The 16,445-nt window shown below is 46.2% G+C and carries 9 protein-coding genes; 2 read left to right on the forward strand and 7 right to left on the reverse strand.

Annotated elements, in window-relative coordinates:
- The first annotated feature begins 6 nt into the window (after positions 1-6).
- Complete coding sequence (locus ABIO93_RS18080) at positions 7-177, forward strand: deoxynucleoside kinase (protein ID WP_348070215.1); 171 nt, start codon at positions 7-9, stop codon at positions 175-177.
- Positions 178-186: 9 nt separating this feature from the next.
- Here the strand turns inward: ABIO93_RS18080 and ABIO93_RS18085 are convergent, their stop codons facing one another.
- The 6 genes from ABIO93_RS18085 to ABIO93_RS18110 all read right to left on the reverse strand — a co-directional run bounded on the left by ABIO93_RS18085 (position 187) and on the right by ABIO93_RS18110 (position 12,063).
- On the reverse strand, positions 187-669 hold the full coding sequence (locus ABIO93_RS18085) for a hypothetical protein (RefSeq protein WP_348070141.1): 483 nt from the start codon (positions 667-669) through the stop codon (positions 187-189).
- A gap of 88 nt (positions 670-757) precedes the next feature.
- Complete coding sequence (locus ABIO93_RS18090) at positions 758-1,072, reverse strand: metalloregulator ArsR/SmtB family transcription factor (RefSeq protein ID WP_348070143.1); 315 nt, start codon at positions 1,070-1,072, stop codon at positions 758-760.
- Positions 1,073-1,188: 116 nt separating this feature from the next.
- Entirely contained in the window at positions 1,189-2,814 is a 1,626-nt protein-coding gene (locus tag ABIO93_RS18095) for a glycoside hydrolase family 30 protein (protein WP_348070145.1), read from the reverse strand.
- Entirely contained in the window at positions 2,814-4,502 is a 1,689-nt protein-coding gene (locus ABIO93_RS18100; RefSeq protein WP_348070147.1) for a RagB/SusD family nutrient uptake outer membrane protein, read from the reverse strand. The genes ABIO93_RS18095 and ABIO93_RS18100 overlap by 1 nt, the downstream gene beginning before the upstream one ends.
- A 16-nt stretch (positions 4,503-4,518) precedes the next feature.
- Positions 4,519-7,659, reverse strand: a complete 3,141-nt coding sequence (locus ABIO93_RS18105; RefSeq protein WP_348070149.1) for a TonB-dependent receptor — start codon at positions 7,657-7,659, stop codon at positions 4,519-4,521.
- 195 nt (positions 7,660-7,854) lie between these two features.
- On the reverse strand, positions 7,855-12,063 hold the full coding sequence (locus ABIO93_RS18110; RefSeq protein WP_348070151.1) for a two-component regulator propeller domain-containing protein: 4,209 nt from the start codon (positions 12,061-12,063) through the stop codon (positions 7,855-7,857).
- Positions 12,064-12,205: 142 nt separating this feature from the next.
- On the opposite strand from ABIO93_RS18110, the gene ABIO93_RS18115 reads away from it, so the two are divergent.
- Positions 12,206-13,186, forward strand: coding sequence for an alpha/beta hydrolase (locus tag ABIO93_RS18115; protein WP_348070153.1), 981 nt, complete (start codon positions 12,206-12,208; stop codon positions 13,184-13,186).
- Positions 13,187-13,268: 82 nt separating this feature from the next.
- On the opposite strand, the gene ABIO93_RS18120 is transcribed toward ABIO93_RS18115, so the two are convergent.
- Positions 13,269-16,436, reverse strand: a complete 3,168-nt coding sequence (locus tag ABIO93_RS18120; RefSeq protein WP_348070155.1) for a T9SS type A sorting domain-containing protein — start codon at positions 16,434-16,436, stop codon at positions 13,269-13,271.
- Positions 16,437-16,445: the final 9 nt, after the last annotated feature.

Below are 16,445 nucleotides of genomic sequence, written 5' to 3' on the forward strand. Positions count from 1 at the left end.
GCGGACATTTCAACCGATTACCTTACTAATCTGAATCATTACTACGAAGATTTCGTGAAAAATTATGATCACGGGAAAATACTGGAAATTGACGTCAATGAGATGGATTTTGCTACTAACCCCGAAGACTTCGAGTACATTGTAAAGCAGCTGAACAAGGAGCTGTTTTACATTTGAAAGTGTCTTTCAGTATAAGCAGGCGACTGCCTGTTGCAGCATTTCAGTCTGTTTAGTATTGAGACTGAACACTTTCTTTTCTTCCGGTAAAATGATCTGGATCTTTGAGACACCCTTCATTTTTTCAATTTCCTGCGGGATCAGCGGTGATGAAAGCGTGAAGCAGGTTCTCCATGGTGCACGGTCCGAGTTGGTCGTATAGAGCGAAAAGTTGCCTTTGCTGGACGTGAATTTAATTTCGGTGAACATCTGTACATGGTACACCAGGTCTATCTTTTCATTATGATAAGTGAAAAGCTTTTCTTCGCCGGAATTTGAAAGCACAAGGTATTCATGCTTTCCATTCAGGGGAATGGTCTGGTAACGTATCTTTTGCTGGGTCGACTCGCTTCTTTTTTCCTTACATTGACCAAAACTAGTCTGATGACAGGTCAGTGATAAACCTGCAACGCCCAACAACAAAATTGCTTTTGTGCAGAGGTGGTATTTCAATCTTTTAAATTTTTTCGGGGTTACTCAAATCCTGGAATAAAGATAGCGTTCTGGGTTGGAGAATGCAACGGATAATTCCTCATTAGCGCTATTCGTCGTTTTTGAGCAGGTCGCCCAGGATATCCAGCCGGTCATTCCAGAACGCACGGTATTGTTCTGCCCAGCGTGCTACCTCTTCCAGCGCACTCAAATTAGCCCGGCAATGCTTCTCTCTGCCCTTTTTTACCATAACTACCAAACCGCACTCCATTAAAATATGCATGTGTTTGGACACAGCCGGCTGGCTCATCACAAAGTTCTCGGCAACGTCGTTGATAGTCAATGTGCGATTGGCAAGCAATCCTATCATTGCTCTTCTGGTGGGGTCTGCGATGGCCTGAAATACATCTCTGCGCGCTGTCATGATCGGGATTTAAAATAATATAACCAGGTGGTTATGCAAATGTATGCATAACCACCTGGTTTGTCAAATGCCCGGAAAGGCTTGCGGGATGGACTTTTTTAATTGAAAAATGATGGTTAGTGCATATCCGAGACGATAGTCAGGATACTTTTCGCTGCCACGGTAACCTCTTTCTGATCCTTCAATGGACTCAGAGGCAGCAGGTCATCAGCCGCAGAGGTCTGGTACATTTTGGTTTTTGATGTTTTGGTGGTTCCAAGATTCAATGCAATTTGAGCAGGTTCGGCATTTTGGTTGATAATAACAGTAACGAGTTGATTATTGGTGTTTTTATATGCGGAAACCAGCAGCTTTTCATTGTCTGAAATCCCGGTAACATCTACCCGCACAGCTCCCGGACGGATAAACCGGCTGTAATTCCCTAGCGCCCACAACATTTTAGAAGATTTGAAATCCCCGTCTGTTTTATTTTTATCAATGTAAACCAGCCCGTCCTTGTAGTTGTAAGGAGAGATAGCAATCCACCAGTGCCAGGCCGAAGCGTTGGCATTGACCAGGTCATTATGGATCACTTTGGCAATGTATAAAGCCGGATCGATCCCCAGATCTTTTCCTTCTCCTTTGATCTCACCCTCATTATCACCCAAAATACAATATTCCGACATCCAATACTGCAATCCGGAAACAGATTTTAAGGAGTTGTAAACCTGCTGTCTTTTCGCAGCAGCACTTTTGTAAGGGGAAGTAGTAAAGTAGCTGTGACCCGATATGGCTGGTGTCAAATTGGGGAGATTACCAATATAGTCAGGGGAAGTTTTATTGAAAAAGGCATTGATCTGATCTCCACGTCCCTGTTTGTTGCTTTGCGAATACAAATAATCGATCTGTCCTGCTTCTGCAACGTCGATCTGGGTACTCAGGTTGCTTTTGGTCAATGCACTGCTAAGCGATCTGGCGATACCCGCGATCTCATTATTGTAAAAAGGCGTTCCTTCCTGCCCACCGTCGCTCCAATCCCATTGCGGCTCGTTAACCGGACTGATATGGTTAAATAAAATACCGGTTTTCTTTTGAATGCCAGCGGTGACGTCTACCATAAATGCAGCGAATTTGTCAAACTGAGCGGCTGAAAGATTTGGTTTACCATTATCCGCATACCCCTTTTGATTGTTGGTAAATTGCACCGGCGGACTGTTTGGGAATGCAAGAAATTCATTTACACCGCGCTCTTTGGCTGCTTTCAGAAACCACACCTGACCAGCCTGTTTGTCCCAATTATAAGTTCCGTCACTGTTGAGAAACGATTCGGCACGCCGCCATTCGTCTTTGATGCCGCTCGCCGCACCTTGCTCGGCGGTACCCGCACCGATATTGAAGCGCCATAGCGAAAGACCGATGCCTTTGGGCTGCCCGCTGGCGACGGTATCCCGACTGAAAAGTAAGTCAGCAATCCCATTTCTTTTCGAATCAGGCCAATTGCCTACAAACTGGCACGACCAGGCATCAGAGGCGCCGAAATGTGCAATCGTCTGGTATGTTTTGGAAGGATCGATCGAAATAGTAATTGCGGCAGGGTTCTCAGGCTGTTTTTTGTCAATCGGATCATTTCCTGAGCAAGCTGTGATGGATAAGAGAAAGCTTAGAAGAAAAAGGGGCTTAAAGTTTTGGCGCATCATCGTGGATTTTGGGTAGGGGGCAAATAAAAAAGCCGCCCTTTCATCTGAAAAGGCGGCTTCTAGCATTAGTATCCTGGGTTTTGCTCCAATTTATTATTTGAAGCCTGAATTTCAGCCCGTGGAATCGGCAGCCAATATTGCTTTGCAGCGAAGGTTTTACCGGTCAATGCTTCTTTTTTAGTGTAGGTGAAAGCACTGCCGCTCTTGCCGATCTCGATGCCATAAGCAGGTACATTCTCAGTTTTGTCAGCGATTTTCCATCTGCGGACATCGTAAAAGCGGTGCTCTTCAAATGCGAGCTCAATGCGCCGCTCATTCCTGATCCGCTCACGCATTTGCGCCTGGGTAAGGCCCGCCGGAATCACAGGCATAGCTACGCCCGTACGCTGGCGTATCGCGTTGATCGCCGCATAAACTGAGGCATCAGGTCCCACTGCTTCGTTTTGCGCTTCGGCATAGTTCAGTAAGATTTCAGCATACCGGAAATAGATCCAGGTTTGCGTACCGGCAACATCCCATGGATTGTCGATCGGTAACGCGTCACTCATGAATTTTTTCAGATAGTAACCTGTTTTCGACGTATTCCAGTTGGACGGACCATCCTTGCTATCTTTTCCTCCCGGCGTGAATGTCTGTATAGTACTCCCGCGATAAGGTGCCTCATTGTAAAGAATGGTCGCGTAAAACCTCGGGTCCCTTCCTTTGTAAGGTTCTGTAGCTTTGTAGCTGGTACCCGCGTCGGTGATTTTGGTGCCGTCCATCATTTCATAGTCATCCACCAGGTTTTGAACAGGCACATTACCTCCCCAGGCATTGTAGCTATTGGGGCCATTGGAAATTTCAAGACAGACGTGGCGCGCTCCCTGGGCATAGATCCGGCTGAAAATGATCTCGGAATTATCCGTGGTCGTAAACAGATTTCCGTACCCGCCGGTGTAAAGCGTGTATTTGTTCAGATCCATCACTGCCTTTGCACTTGCTGCCGCCTGTTGCCAGGTTGCTGCATTGTACAACGGGCTGGCCCCATAGAGCAGTAATCGTGATTTCAGTGCTAATGCTGCGCCTTTTGTGGCTCGGCCTAGTTTCCAGTTATCACCATTGGATTGTGGAAGCGACGCCGCCGCTTCATCAAGCTGGGCTACTGCATAGTCGATTCCGGCCTTAATTTCAGCGCGATTGAACAAGTCCTGGCTGGTGAGGTCGTCGCTGATCTCGTAAACTTTGTCGCCCAGCAAGACCACTTTTCCATAGTTACGGATCAAGTCATGATAGCGGAATGCGCGGATAAACTGCATTTCGCCTTTCAATTTGTTCTTTTTGTCCTGGCTCATAGGTACTTTGTCAACATTAGCCAGGGCGTAGTTGATCTCGCGGATGCTCCTGTAACTTCTGCCCCACAATGTTCCCGCGATCCCGGTGTTTTCAGGGGCGATCTGCCCGCGCTGGATCAGCCAGGTATTATCATCATTGTTATAAATGGATTCGTCGGTCAGTGAGGACCACATCGCATACTCAAATCCGCGACCGAAGCCTGGTAATGTGCCCTCAGCCTCCTTGTCGGTCAGCCTGGTGCCCATGTACCGGTTGATAATGTAGGATTCAAACAGTACAGAATCGGAAAGGATCGAGGCATCGGATACCCGGTCGGTTGGCACGACGTCGAGGAAATTTTCCTTACAAGAGGTCACGATCGTCGTTGCAGATGCCATCATGATCGCTACCGCAACGCTGGTTATATTTTTTATTCGTTTCATATTCAATCAGTTTCTATTAAAACTTAATGTTCACACCCAGGTTGAGGATTCTTTGTTGCGGATAAAACTGGCCGCTTGTGCTATTTCCCTCAGGATCATAATCTTTCACACCGGTAATGGTGAACAGGTTAAATGCACTTGCATACACACGCAGCGTAGAGATCCGAAGCTTTGACAATGTTGCTTTTGGAAGCGTATATCCGATCTCGACGTTTTTAAGTCTCACGAATGATGCATTGTTCAGCCAAAAATCATTTTTGTAAAGCCCGCCATTGATCGACGATGACGAACGCGTATCTACTCTCGGATAACTGCCGTCCGGGTTGGTAGGGCTCCAACGGTTGTCTGCCCAACTGCTGTAAAAGTTACCGATCTGGCCTGATTCTGGCAGCACATACTGGCTCACCATACCTTGTCCCGAAAACACAACTGAAAGATCAAATGCTTGGTAGCCACCATTGAAAACTAATCCATAAGTCAGCAAAGGCACATTTCCATAGTCCGATCGCACCTGGTCGTCGGCCGTGATCTTGCCATCCTTGTTGTAATCTTCCAGGATCAGGTCACCCAGCTGAGCACCTTGCAAATGCGGATTTTTATCAAGGTCAGCCTGGCTGCGGAAGATACCCAGCGAGCGGTAGTACAGGTCCCTGTACAATGCTCCGCCGGTCTGGCGCTGGTAGTCAAGCGTTCCGGGAGCCTCGTCAATGAAAACGATCTTGCTTTTGGCATAAGTGACATTACCCGAGATCGAATAGCGGAATTTTCCGGAATGATTGTATCCCAAAGTCGCTTCGACACCATTGCTATTCACTTTTCCAAGATTTTCATCCGGTACCAATGGTGTGTTGCTATCTGTTTTGAATGGATTTACAATACCGGAAGTGTTGGGGATAGACGCATTTCTTGCCGCCAGAATGTCGGATCTTTTCTGACTGAAATAGATCACTTCAATATTGAATCGTTTTAATACCACGGCATTCAACCCGATATCCATTTTCTTGGAAGTTTCCCAGGTAATGTTCGGATTGGCCAGTTTGGTCAGGTCAATTCCGGGTGTAATCACATTGGATCCTGTGACGTACTGGTTATTGAAAGAGTAGTTGTTGTAGTACTGGAATTGTCCCACGTTATCATTACCCAATGAACCATAAGAAGCCCTGATTTTCAGGTCGTCGATAAAACTGACGCTGTTTTTGAACCAATCCTCCTCCGAGATCCGGTAACCGGCAGAAATCGATGGGAAAAAGCCAAACTGATTCCCTTTTGGAAAAACAGACGACCCGTCCACCCGTGCCTGCACTTCGGCCAGGTACTTTTCATTGAAATTGTAGGCGATACGGCCAATGAAGCTTTTACGTGTAAAATTGTAACTGCTTCCCGAATTGTTCTTGTCCGTAGCCGCCGCGCCACCTTGCGAAAGTTCAGGCGTGGAGGTAGTAGGATAGTTGATCCGGTTCGCTTCGAAGGTCGACTCATTGCGTTTGTTTTGTTCGTAAGCCACAAATGCATTCACATTGTGTTTACCAAACTGACGCAGGTAGCTCAAACGGATGTTTTGCGTAATGTTGGTAATATTCACCTGCTTTTGGGAAAGTGAAGCCTTACCGGCAGAACCACCGGTCACAACGCTATTGTAGGCATCCTTGGCACTGTCGTAGTTGTAAAGCGTGTAAGGAGTGCTGAATGTTTTGGTGAAATTAAATGACTTATCCACCGAGTAAAACCCGTCTACCGACAACCCTTCCACAAAAGGAAGATTATAACTAGCCCGCACAATTCCATTGAAAACCGAGGTCGGATTCTGGGAAGTCCCGCCCATATCTGTTCCCAATACCACCGGATTGCTATTTTCTACACCGGTTGAATAGAAGCCATTTGGATATCTGGAAATGACAGTCGGGTAGGCGCGGTAAATGGAGCGGAATGTGTTACCAGCCGAGGAAACCGGAAACTGGCGATTTTCCTGACGACCTGAAAGTGATAGACTCACTTTGAAATCCTTGGTAATGTTGGCATCTACATTCGAACGGAAATTGTATTGCTTGTACTTGGTAGCACCGTTTTTGTATAAACCATCCTGATAAATGGTCCCTAGCGAGACGTAATATTTTACATTGTCAGTACCACCATTGATCCCCAGATTGTGCTGGTTTTGGAGCGCAAAGCTTTTCAATGTTTCCTTCTGCCAGTTCGTATTCGGGTAATTGAGCGGATCAGAACCGTTTCTGAACTTTTCAATTTCTTCCGCAGTGTAAAACTGGTTCATACCGCCGGCTGGATTGTTATAGTAGTCGATCTCATTCAGAATGGTCGCATACGTAGGCGCATCAGCAAGCCCGGGCAGACGGGTAGGAGAGGAAAAGCCCTGATTGAAGCTATACGAAATGACCGGTTTGCCGGTAGTACCTCTTTTAGTAGTGACCAGGATCACGCCATTCGCAGCGCGGCTTCCGTACACAGCGGCCGACGCGTCTTTCAAAATAGAAATGCTCTCGATATCATTAGGATCCAGACGATCAAGTCCGCCAACCTGGCCGGGAATACCATCCACAACGATCAGAACGTCGTTATTTCCGGTGGAAGCAAAACCGCGAATGGTGTAGCTCGAACCGTCATAACCCGGCTCGCCGCCACGGTTATTGGCAACAAAACCAGAAAAACGTCCCGCGAGCGAATTGGAAAGGTTGGGCTGCGGGCTTTTTACAATGTCCGAGCCTTTTACCTCCGATACCGAACCGGTCAGCGTTGCTTTTTTCTGGGTACCATATCCGACCACCACGATTTCGTCCAGCGTTTTATCATTATTAAGCAGTTTCACATCGATCTGGCTGCGGTTCGCGATCGCTAATTCCTGCGCCACATAGCCAAGGTATGTGTACACGAGCGTACCCGATGCGTCCGGTAAATTTAAAGCATACTTACCATCCGCGTCGGTAGTGGTACCGGTAGAAGTACCTTTCAGGATAATGCTGGCCCCCGGTAATGCCTCGCCGTTCTCGGAAGTCACAGTGCCTTTCACGTTGAAGGATTGTCCAAAACTTAGCGAGGAAAGCATCAAAAAAAGGATTGCGAAAATTCCGTGCTTCCACGTAATTCCGTCCTCATGATGGGAGGGCTGATGCAGGATAGGTTTTTGATGAAAAATTTTTTTCATACAGAACTGATTAATGATGGAAATAATTGGCCTAAAAACAGAGCAGATATTTTATAAACTGATCAATCAAAAGTAGGATTATTTGAATGTTTCAGGCGGGGGGCATTTTCACATTAAAGAGGGGGTAATTCAATAAATAGGGCTCGATTTTGTGAGAATCGAGCCCTGGAAAACGGAATAGTGTAACAGCTGACCTTAATTGTCCAATTTGTTCTGAAAAACGTCCCGGTTGACCTGGAAGTTTTCATGGAAAGGTCGGCGGAATTTTTTGACATATTCGGAAGGCTTCATCTCAAACAATTTTTGAAACTGCTCCCGGAAATATTTAATGTCATTAATACCAACCTGATAAGCCACCTCGGAAATCGTGATATCGGTCGTGATCAAAATCTGAGCGGCTCTGCGCAGCCTGATAAAGCGGATAAAGCTGTTGGTCGACTGCCCTGAAATGGATTTGATCCGGTTGTAAAGCGTCGAATGGCTCATTCCGATTTCCGCTGCAAGTACTTTAATGGTAAAACCGGGATTGGTCAGATGGCTTTCGACAATGCGGATGCAATCCTTCAAAAAGTCTTTATACTCCGAGGAGATTTTGAAATCATTCGCCTGCAATGTGATCTCGTTGTAAAAATAACGTTGCAGATCGTTACGGTTTTTAAGTATCGTGCCTACCCGCGCCACGAGTAGTTCTGTGTCGAAAGGCTTGCTGATGTAGTCATCCGCGCCGCCTTCTATGCCCTGCAAACGTACCTGTTGAGAAGTGCTTGCCGTGAGCAAAATCACCGGAATGTGGCTCACAGTGGAATCACTTTTCATCTGCCGACACATTTCAATGCCGGTCATACCGGTCATCATCACATCGCAAATCACAATGTCGGGCAGATGCTTTTTGGCCAATATCAGCCCGTCCTGACCATTGTCAGCCTGTAAAAGTTTAAATGTCTCCTTAAAGATCTGGCCGACATATTGCCTGATATCGGCGTCATCATCAACGATCAGCATGGTTTTCACATCGGAGCTGAGCTCGTCGACCACCATTTGTTGCCGGGATTTGGCAGCAGGGGCGAGAATAATGTCATCTGCTGAAAGTTCTTCCAGGAATACCGAGCTTCCCTCGGTTTGCAATACCGCTTCCTGGTCTGGGATTAGGTTAGGATGCTGTTTTTGTAATTCAATGGTGAAAACGGTCCCTGTTCCTAAATTAGGCCCATGTGAAATGTGACCATAATGACTTTCTACAAAGGTTTTGGTTAAAAACAGGCCAATGCCAAAACCTCCTTTCGAGGCAGCGCGGCTATCCTGAAACTGGTGAAACACCGAATAGATCTGATCCTTCGCCTGGGGTGGAATGCCCGGCCCGGAATCTCTCACCAGAATGTGTATGTCATTTTCGGTTTCAGACAGTTCCAGGCTTACTTTTCCATTTCGTGGGGTGAACTTCAATGCGTTGGAAACCAGATTAAACAAAGCGATTTCCAGCTTTTCGCGGTCGCAGACTAATTCAAGCCCTTCATTGTCGCAAATAAACTGGTAGCCCACCTGCTTTTGCTCAGCTTGATGGATAAAACATTGAAATACTTCATAGGCCATGTCGCGCAGGTCATGGGAAGCGAGTTTTAGTTTATCAGCTTTCAGGTCAGCCTTTCTAAATAACAGTAGCTGGTCTACCAGGCTGAGCAGCCTTTTTGCATTGCGGTAAACGATGTCCAGGCTGCCGTCCGATTGGCCTGTTCTCTCTTTCAAAAGCTCTCTGACCGGATTGATAATCAATGTAAGCGGCGTTCTGAATTCATGGGAGATGTGTGTAAAAAAGGCCAGCTTCTTTTCGTTCAGTTCCTTTTCTTTTTGGGTTTCAAAATGGGCCAGCTGAATTTCGTATTTGAGCTTGGCCTGCCGTAATTTGTACAGCTGGTAAGAATAAATGAGCCCGATGATCGCTGCCAGGTAGAGCAGATAAGCCCACCAGGTTTGGTACCAAGGAGGCAAAATCCTGATTTCCAATGCAGCAGTGTTCTCAAACCAAACACCATCCTGATTGGCCGTCTTTACCTTAAAATGATACGTTCCTGCCGGTAGATAGCGGTACGTGGCCGAACGCTCATCTTTAACATAGTTCCAATGTTCATCGAGACCTTCCAGTTTGTAGGCGAACCTGTTTCCCTCCGGATACGCATAGTTGAGAGATGTGTACTGGATCGAAAACACCGATTGTTTGGGTTGCAGTACCAGCTTATCCTGATCTGCAATGCCTTGTGAAAGAATGGTTTCTCCGTCAATTTCCTCACCAATTTCCACATCGCGGCCATAGAGTTGCAAGCCGGTAAGCATTACCTTGGGCTCATAGGAAGACGTTTTAATGTCTTTTGGGTAAAACAAATTCCAGCCCTCCGTTCCACCAAAGCACATGAATCCTTCTTTGATATTGTACAGCGCCGAATTGGGATTGAACTGACCCGCCTGCAATCCATTGCTCTGGTCGTAGTTATCTATTTTATTGTCCGACAGATTGATACTGGAAATTCCTTCATTGGTACTTACCCAAATTTTGTCCGCGTTTTCGGCCAGTATCGCATTGATTACGTCATTGGCGAGGCCATTCTTTTCATTGAAATGAGTCGTCTGTTTTTTAATAGTATCATACACCAGCAAGCCATTTCCTTCGGATCCCACCCAAAGTTTCTGCCGCGTATCCAGGTACAGCGAAAAAATAATGTGGTTCGAGAGGTAGTCGGCCTGTTTTGGATCATTAAAAAACGACGTAAACTGCATGCGCTTCACGTCCAGATAATTGAGCCCGCCACCGTAGGTCCCGATCCAGAGATTTCCCTTTTGATCCTCCACAATCGCCCTCACATCATTGGAAGTAATGGTACTGTTGGCCGGAATATAGTTTTTAAATTTCCCGGTTTTTCTGTCCAGAAGTGCCAGTCCGCTGCCATTGGTCCCGACCCAGATGTTCTTTTTGGAATCTTCAAAAATCACCCGCACATCATTCCTGCCCAGGCTCGTGGGGTCTGCGGGATCATGAGCGAATCGTTTGAACGAATCTGTGGCCCTGTTATAGAGGAAAAGGCCCTGCGAGTAGCTGCCAAACCAAAGATCATTGCCGCTATCCCGGTATGCAGAGATGATCGCGCCGTCGGTCAGGCTGCCAGGGCGACCATCCACGGCATAATGTTTGACGACTTCGCCTGAACTTTTGGTTTTGTAAATACCGTCACCATCCGTACCCATCCACAAAAAACCGTCCCTGTCGATGCAAATTCCGTAGAAACGCAGGTAGCTTTCGGCCCGGTAATCTTTTATTTTTTTCTCGAATTTTCTGAATTTCTCAGCAATGCTGCTGATCAGATAAACACCCTCGCCATAAGTCCCCAGCCAGATATTGGCATCCCTGTCCATGTATATTGACTGGATAGAACGTTGTGTAATCCCTTCCTGCTGCGAATCGGTAACCTTTTCAAATGTGAAATCTTTGGGTTTGCGATCAATGAGCTCGTTCATATCGAGGCTGTACAAGCCCCCGTCCTGAACGCCGATCAACAGTTTTTTCTCTTTGTTTTCCTGAATAGACAGATAGATATCGCTTTTAAGTAGCGGCGAAACTTTCAAAATGTAAAATTTTTCCTCATCGCGTTTGAACAGTAGTAGTCCTTTTGCCGATGCAATCCAGATGTTGCCAAAACGGTCTTCATATATATTGTTAATGCGCGCCTTTGGAACGTCTTTCAAATCCAGATCAGCCTCCGAGAGCTTCCGGTCTTTTCCAATCTTGAAAACCTCCAGTCCGGCATCGCGCGTGCCGAGCCAGAGCAGACCATGGGAATCTTCTCGCGCATTTAATATAGAATTTGTACCCAGCGACGGCAGCGTTTTCTGGTTGTAGTAAGTGAACCTGGCGTTTTTTTTGTTAAACAATGCGAACCCGGATCCATTCAGCGAAACCCATAAATTGCCATCTCGTGCCTGCGAAATGTCACTTACGTCACTACCTGAGCTGTTTTTATTTGGATAGGGCGTATGACGCCGGAACACTTCTTTTTGAGAAATGAACTCGTTGATACCGTTCCGGGAAGTGGTCCAGATGGTGCCTTCTTTGTCCCGAAAAACTGATTTAATGTAGTTGCCTGAAATACTCTGCGGGTCGTCGGGATTGTGTTTGAAAACCTTGAAAGACGTACCATCGAAACGGTTGAGGCCATCGCCCGTGCCAAACCAGATAAACCCCGTCGTGTCCTGAACAATGCTGTTGACGATCCCAAATGACAGTCCCTCTTTCAACGAGTAGCGCAATACCCGCCCTGGCTCGCTCGCACGGGCAGCGATCGGGAGATAAAAAAACAGTAAAATCCCTGCCAGCAGATTTAAAGACCTATCGCCCAACAAGCCACACCTTCCCCACATAATTTTCAAGTTTTTCTGGTCAGCATAGGTAGCAAGATCACTCCGGCCGCTTCTGCTATTTTGGTACTAAAACTACAAATTATTACCTCGCATTAAAACATTTGATACCCGGCTAAGGCTTACATTTTTGGACAAAATAAAAATGAAACGATACATTTTCGCTCTGCTGCTGACCAGTTTAACCTCCGGATTTTGTTTTGGACAAATCGTCCCGACAGGTATCAGGGACACGAGTTTTTCGGTTAATGGTTCCTATCGAAACGAAAAGAGAGCACATCCGGACATGACCATTGCTGATTCCACCATGCCTGTGGGCGTGCAGGTTTTCAAAAACATCATTTACAAAAAATACCCAAAAAGAAGCCTCTACCTTGATGTATACCGCAAAAAAGAGGCCGCATCCAAATCGGAGCCGGCCGTACTCATGGTGTTTGGTGGGGGTTGGCGATCGGGCGACCGTACGCATAACTACACGCTGGCCCGGCAGCTCGCTTCCCGCGGATTTGTCACCATTACTGCCGATTACAGCCTGTCGACGGATGCGCTTTATCCGGCCGCTGTCCACGATTTGAAAATGGCTCTTAAATGGTTGAGGGCACATAGTTCGGAATACGGTATTGACACTGCAAGGATTGCTATTTTAGGATTTTCAGCTGGCGGGCAACTCGCGGCTTTGGTAGGTACCACGAATGGCGATCCAACTTTTGAAAGCGGGGACGATTATCAAAAATACTCCAGCACCGTTCAAGCCATCGTTGACATTGACGGAACATTGGCATTTATTCACCCCGAGTCAGGGGAGGGCGATGACTCCCGCTCCATTTCCGCGGCTACAAATTGGTTTGGCTATTCCAAAACCCAGAAGCCTGCGCTTTGGGAACAAGCCGCTCCATTAAATCATGCCGGGAAAACCACGCCACCGATATTATTCCTCAACAGCTCAGTAGCGCGCATGCACGCCGGGCGCGATGATATGGTCAAAAAATTGAATGCATTGGGCATTTATTCAGAGATACACAGCTTCCCCGAAGCACCCCACACCTTTATGTTTTTCGAGCCATGGTTTACACCGACGCTAAACTATACGAGTGATTTTTTGAAGAAGATACTGGCTGGGGAGTAACGGCGCAGCAGTTGCAAATATAAATCGGGCAGTCAGGAATTAGTCCGGACTGCCCTTTTTTCAGGTTCGATTTTTGTCGGAATTATCGTTTGATAATCACCTGGCTACTTTCTGTGCCGTCTTTGAATTGAATTTTCAGCACGTATCGGCCGTTCATCAGATTCTTCGTGTTGATCTGTTCAATAGGGCCATTGGCTTCGTAGACCACCTTTCCACCCAAGTCGTACATGTAGATTTTTTCGACCTTGCTATCGTTTAGTAGCAATCGGAGCTGTTTACCTCCTTCTACCGGGTTGGGATAGACTACGATTCCCTCACCGTCAAGTTGAACGGATTGAATCTTACTGTATGCAAAACTTTCGTCCGCATCGATCATCTTGAGTCGGTAATAGACTATGTTAAATGACGGGTCTTCGTCAGTGAAAGAATAATCTGTACTCTCAATGCCGACGCTTTTAGTATGTACACTACCAATTTGCTGCCAATCTCTTCCGGTTTGACTACGTTCAATTTCAAAACGTTCGCTATTGATTTCGCTGGCGGTACGCCAGGTGAGCAGCGCAGTTTGACCCTCCGCCCGGGCGTTGAAATTTTGAAGTACAACAGGTAAAGCAATGCGCGGGTCTATTGCCGAAAAGCAAGCTGCAAATTCAGCGAAGAAGCCGTTAGCCTCCAGCGTCGCCGGATCTACAAAGATCCCTGTCGGATCATCTTCTCCAATGGAAGCGTAAAGGTCGAGACTAGGCGTTAAGTGTGCAAAAACGTGTTGCGTTACATCATTTTGCAAAGTAACCAGGTAGTCATTCTCCCAGAAGCCTTTACAGTCCAAATTAGGTAACAGGGCATCAGTATCGCCAATAACTGGTAGGACTATACAGTTACTGACATTAGCAGTAGCCTGTGCAGTGGCTATCAAGTCCGGGCGACCGGGATAACTTCGCGTACAAGTAACCCTGTATTGTCCGGCACTGTAAACCTGGAAAGTATAACTGTCTTGCCCAGCCACCACATATCCCTCCTGGATTTCATCCGTTCCCAATTTTTCAAGTTTCAGAATCTGCCGGTATTGAATTCCGGTGGGTTGAATATTTACAGTGAGGTCAAAAGAATGGTTCTCCCGGTGGGCCTCAAAAGGAAAACAAGGGTTTCCGCCACTAAAATAAACATTGGGGGCAGGTGGGGTTGGAGCAGCGGCGCAGCCGGTAAAAGTAATTAGGCCTTCCGATATTCCAAGTCCGAACCAAGGTAATGTGAACTGTAGGCCATGCGATGTATTAATAATTCTCCCATAAATAGCGGCAAAAGGACTTTGCCGTCCAGGCCCTGTTACAGCATCTACCGCCACGGAACTTAACATTTCCCTTTCAATCTGCGTTGCTCTGGATCCCTGGAAATCAATGGAGCTAAATGTTGGCACAAATGCAAACCTAAATTTATTTTTACTAATAAATTCAATTACCCTGTCGTCCACAGAACTCGTTCCACCAGGAAGAAAATCGTCGTTGACAGAATTGTTATAGTTGATTGTTTTTAAAAGGAATGTAGGAAACTTTGGAGGAATTTGTAAGACGGCTATTCTCAGGACCTGTTTGCTCTGCGAAAGATCATTGGTGTGAATATCAAAAGCTGTATTCCTTTTGAAACCAGGAACCCAGCCCAGAACAATTCTGTCCCCATAATTGAAATCGTCGAAAAGGGATCGGTCTGATGCGTCCATACTGCCATTGATCATAGCAATATTTTTGCAAGTAGCCGGGTATCCGCCATTGCCGAGCGATGTTAAGGCTGTGCGAAAATTGTCAAAATCAGGATGTTTATTTCCAACACCTACATTGCCCTCTCCTCCCCAGTGCATGAGCATTTGCCGGGAGGAAGGCGCTTGCAGGGCATGGTAGTAATTAGACCAATATTTGTTGAGTGCAAATACAAGCAGATTTTCCATCACATCTAAGGGAGTCTCCCAATATAGCTGAGTCAATCCTATCGGAATATTGGCTCCCTGATGCGGTGTGTCATGACATATCAAGTGACTGACATGATGTTGCTGGGACGCATTTTCCATTTCCCTCAAAGCCCATCTGGAAACCAATCCGCCCATACTGGTAGCTATTGCAACCAATTGGTTACTACCTACTTTGGTCTGATTGATTTCATTAATTACCGCCTTAAGCACTTGGGCATTGTTCTGAATGAAATCATGTGAATTTTGCCAGTCCAAGAAAACAGGGTCATAACCTTCAGCCGTGTAATCTTCCAGCACGCGCTGTTGGCCTCCCGTCCAAAATGCTTCCAATTTATCCAGGTTTACATCCTCTCCGAGATCGGTGCCTTCGACAAGAAGAAGTGGCTTGTTGAAGACACCATCACATCCGAGAAGGATTCTGACATTGGCTCCTGGGACAACTGATATACGATTGTTGGAACCATTCCTGTAAGTGACTGTATCGAACGCAATCGGCGAGGCCGTCATCTGAAATTCTCTAAACGGTGTTTTTCGCTCGAATTGCGTGACATTGACAACACTTTCAAACAAGTAGGGGCCTTCAGGAGTTTGTAGCTTTATCTTAATAGAGTTCTTTCCCAAGCTGTTGAACGTGTGATCGATCAATTGGTTTACAATTTTATAATTTGTAAATCCTTTTCCGTCATTGAAATCAATTTCAGCTGACTGAATGGAAGATGCACGATTAGTGATCAATAGATCGGGGCTTATTTTGAACTGTACCTCTGCCTGGTAAACTTCCTCCTGTAAAACTGAGGCCGATAAGAAACGTATTCTTTCGTATTCTTGTGGGCTATTGTTTTTGATACTGTTCTTCTTCTCTGCCTCCTTTAATTGCTGTTCAGTCAGCAAAGTCCCCTCTACATCCAGGATACCAATGGGGATGATATTGTTCTTCGTTTTGTTCTGAATGCTCGTTCCGGTTAAAAGCGTAAACTCAGGAAAGGTTTTACGCTTTTCGACTAGCTGCGCACGCGAGAGCCTCTCGTAGAGATTCTCCCAATTCTCAGCATTTGAGGATGTCTGTTTTTGGTTAGGTTTTAGATTTCGAAAGTTATCCAGTTCGGCTGAACTGAAAATAGACAAGTTTAAGAAGACACCATTTTTGATCCCGGCGAGGTCTAGTTTTGAAAGTTCGGTAACGACCTTTTTACGATATGTAGTGCTGTTCTGAGCATAGGTGGTGCTGACTGTAAGAATAAAAAGAATGAAAAATGTTGTTTTTGATGAACCGTAAAGTTTTTTCATTTTTAGTGT

It is taken from the genome of Dyadobacter sp., from assembly GCF_039919315.1.
Taxonomy (GTDB): domain Bacteria; phylum Bacteroidota; class Bacteroidia; order Cytophagales; family Spirosomataceae; genus Dyadobacter.

Bases quoted from the DNA above. Each gene is read 5' to 3' on its own strand.
- ABIO93_RS18090 (WP_348070143.1), bottom strand. From the start codon at position 1,072: ATGACAGCGCGCAGAGATGTATTTCAGGCCATCGCAGACCCCACCAGA.
- ABIO93_RS18095 (WP_348070145.1), bottom strand. From the start codon at position 2,814: ATGCTAGAAGCCGCCTTTTCAGATGAAAGGGCGGCTTTTTTATTTGCC.
- ABIO93_RS18100 (WP_348070147.1), bottom strand. From the start codon at position 4,502: ATGAAACGAATAAAAAATATAACCAGCGTTGCGGTAGCGATCATGATG.
- ABIO93_RS18105 (WP_348070149.1), bottom strand. From the start codon at position 7,659: ATGAAAAAAATTTTTCATCAAAAACCTATCCTGCATCAGCCCTCCCAT.
- ABIO93_RS18110 (WP_348070151.1), bottom strand. From the start codon at position 12,063: ATGTGGGGAAGGTGTGGCTTGTTGGGCGATAGGTCTTTAAATCTGCTG.
- ABIO93_RS18115 (WP_348070153.1), top strand. From the start codon at position 12,206: ATGAAACGATACATTTTCGCTCTGCTGCTGACCAGTTTAACCTCCGGA.
- ABIO93_RS18120 (WP_348070155.1), bottom strand. From the start codon at position 16,436: ATGAAAAAACTTTACGGTTCATCAAAAACAACATTTTTCATTCTTTTT.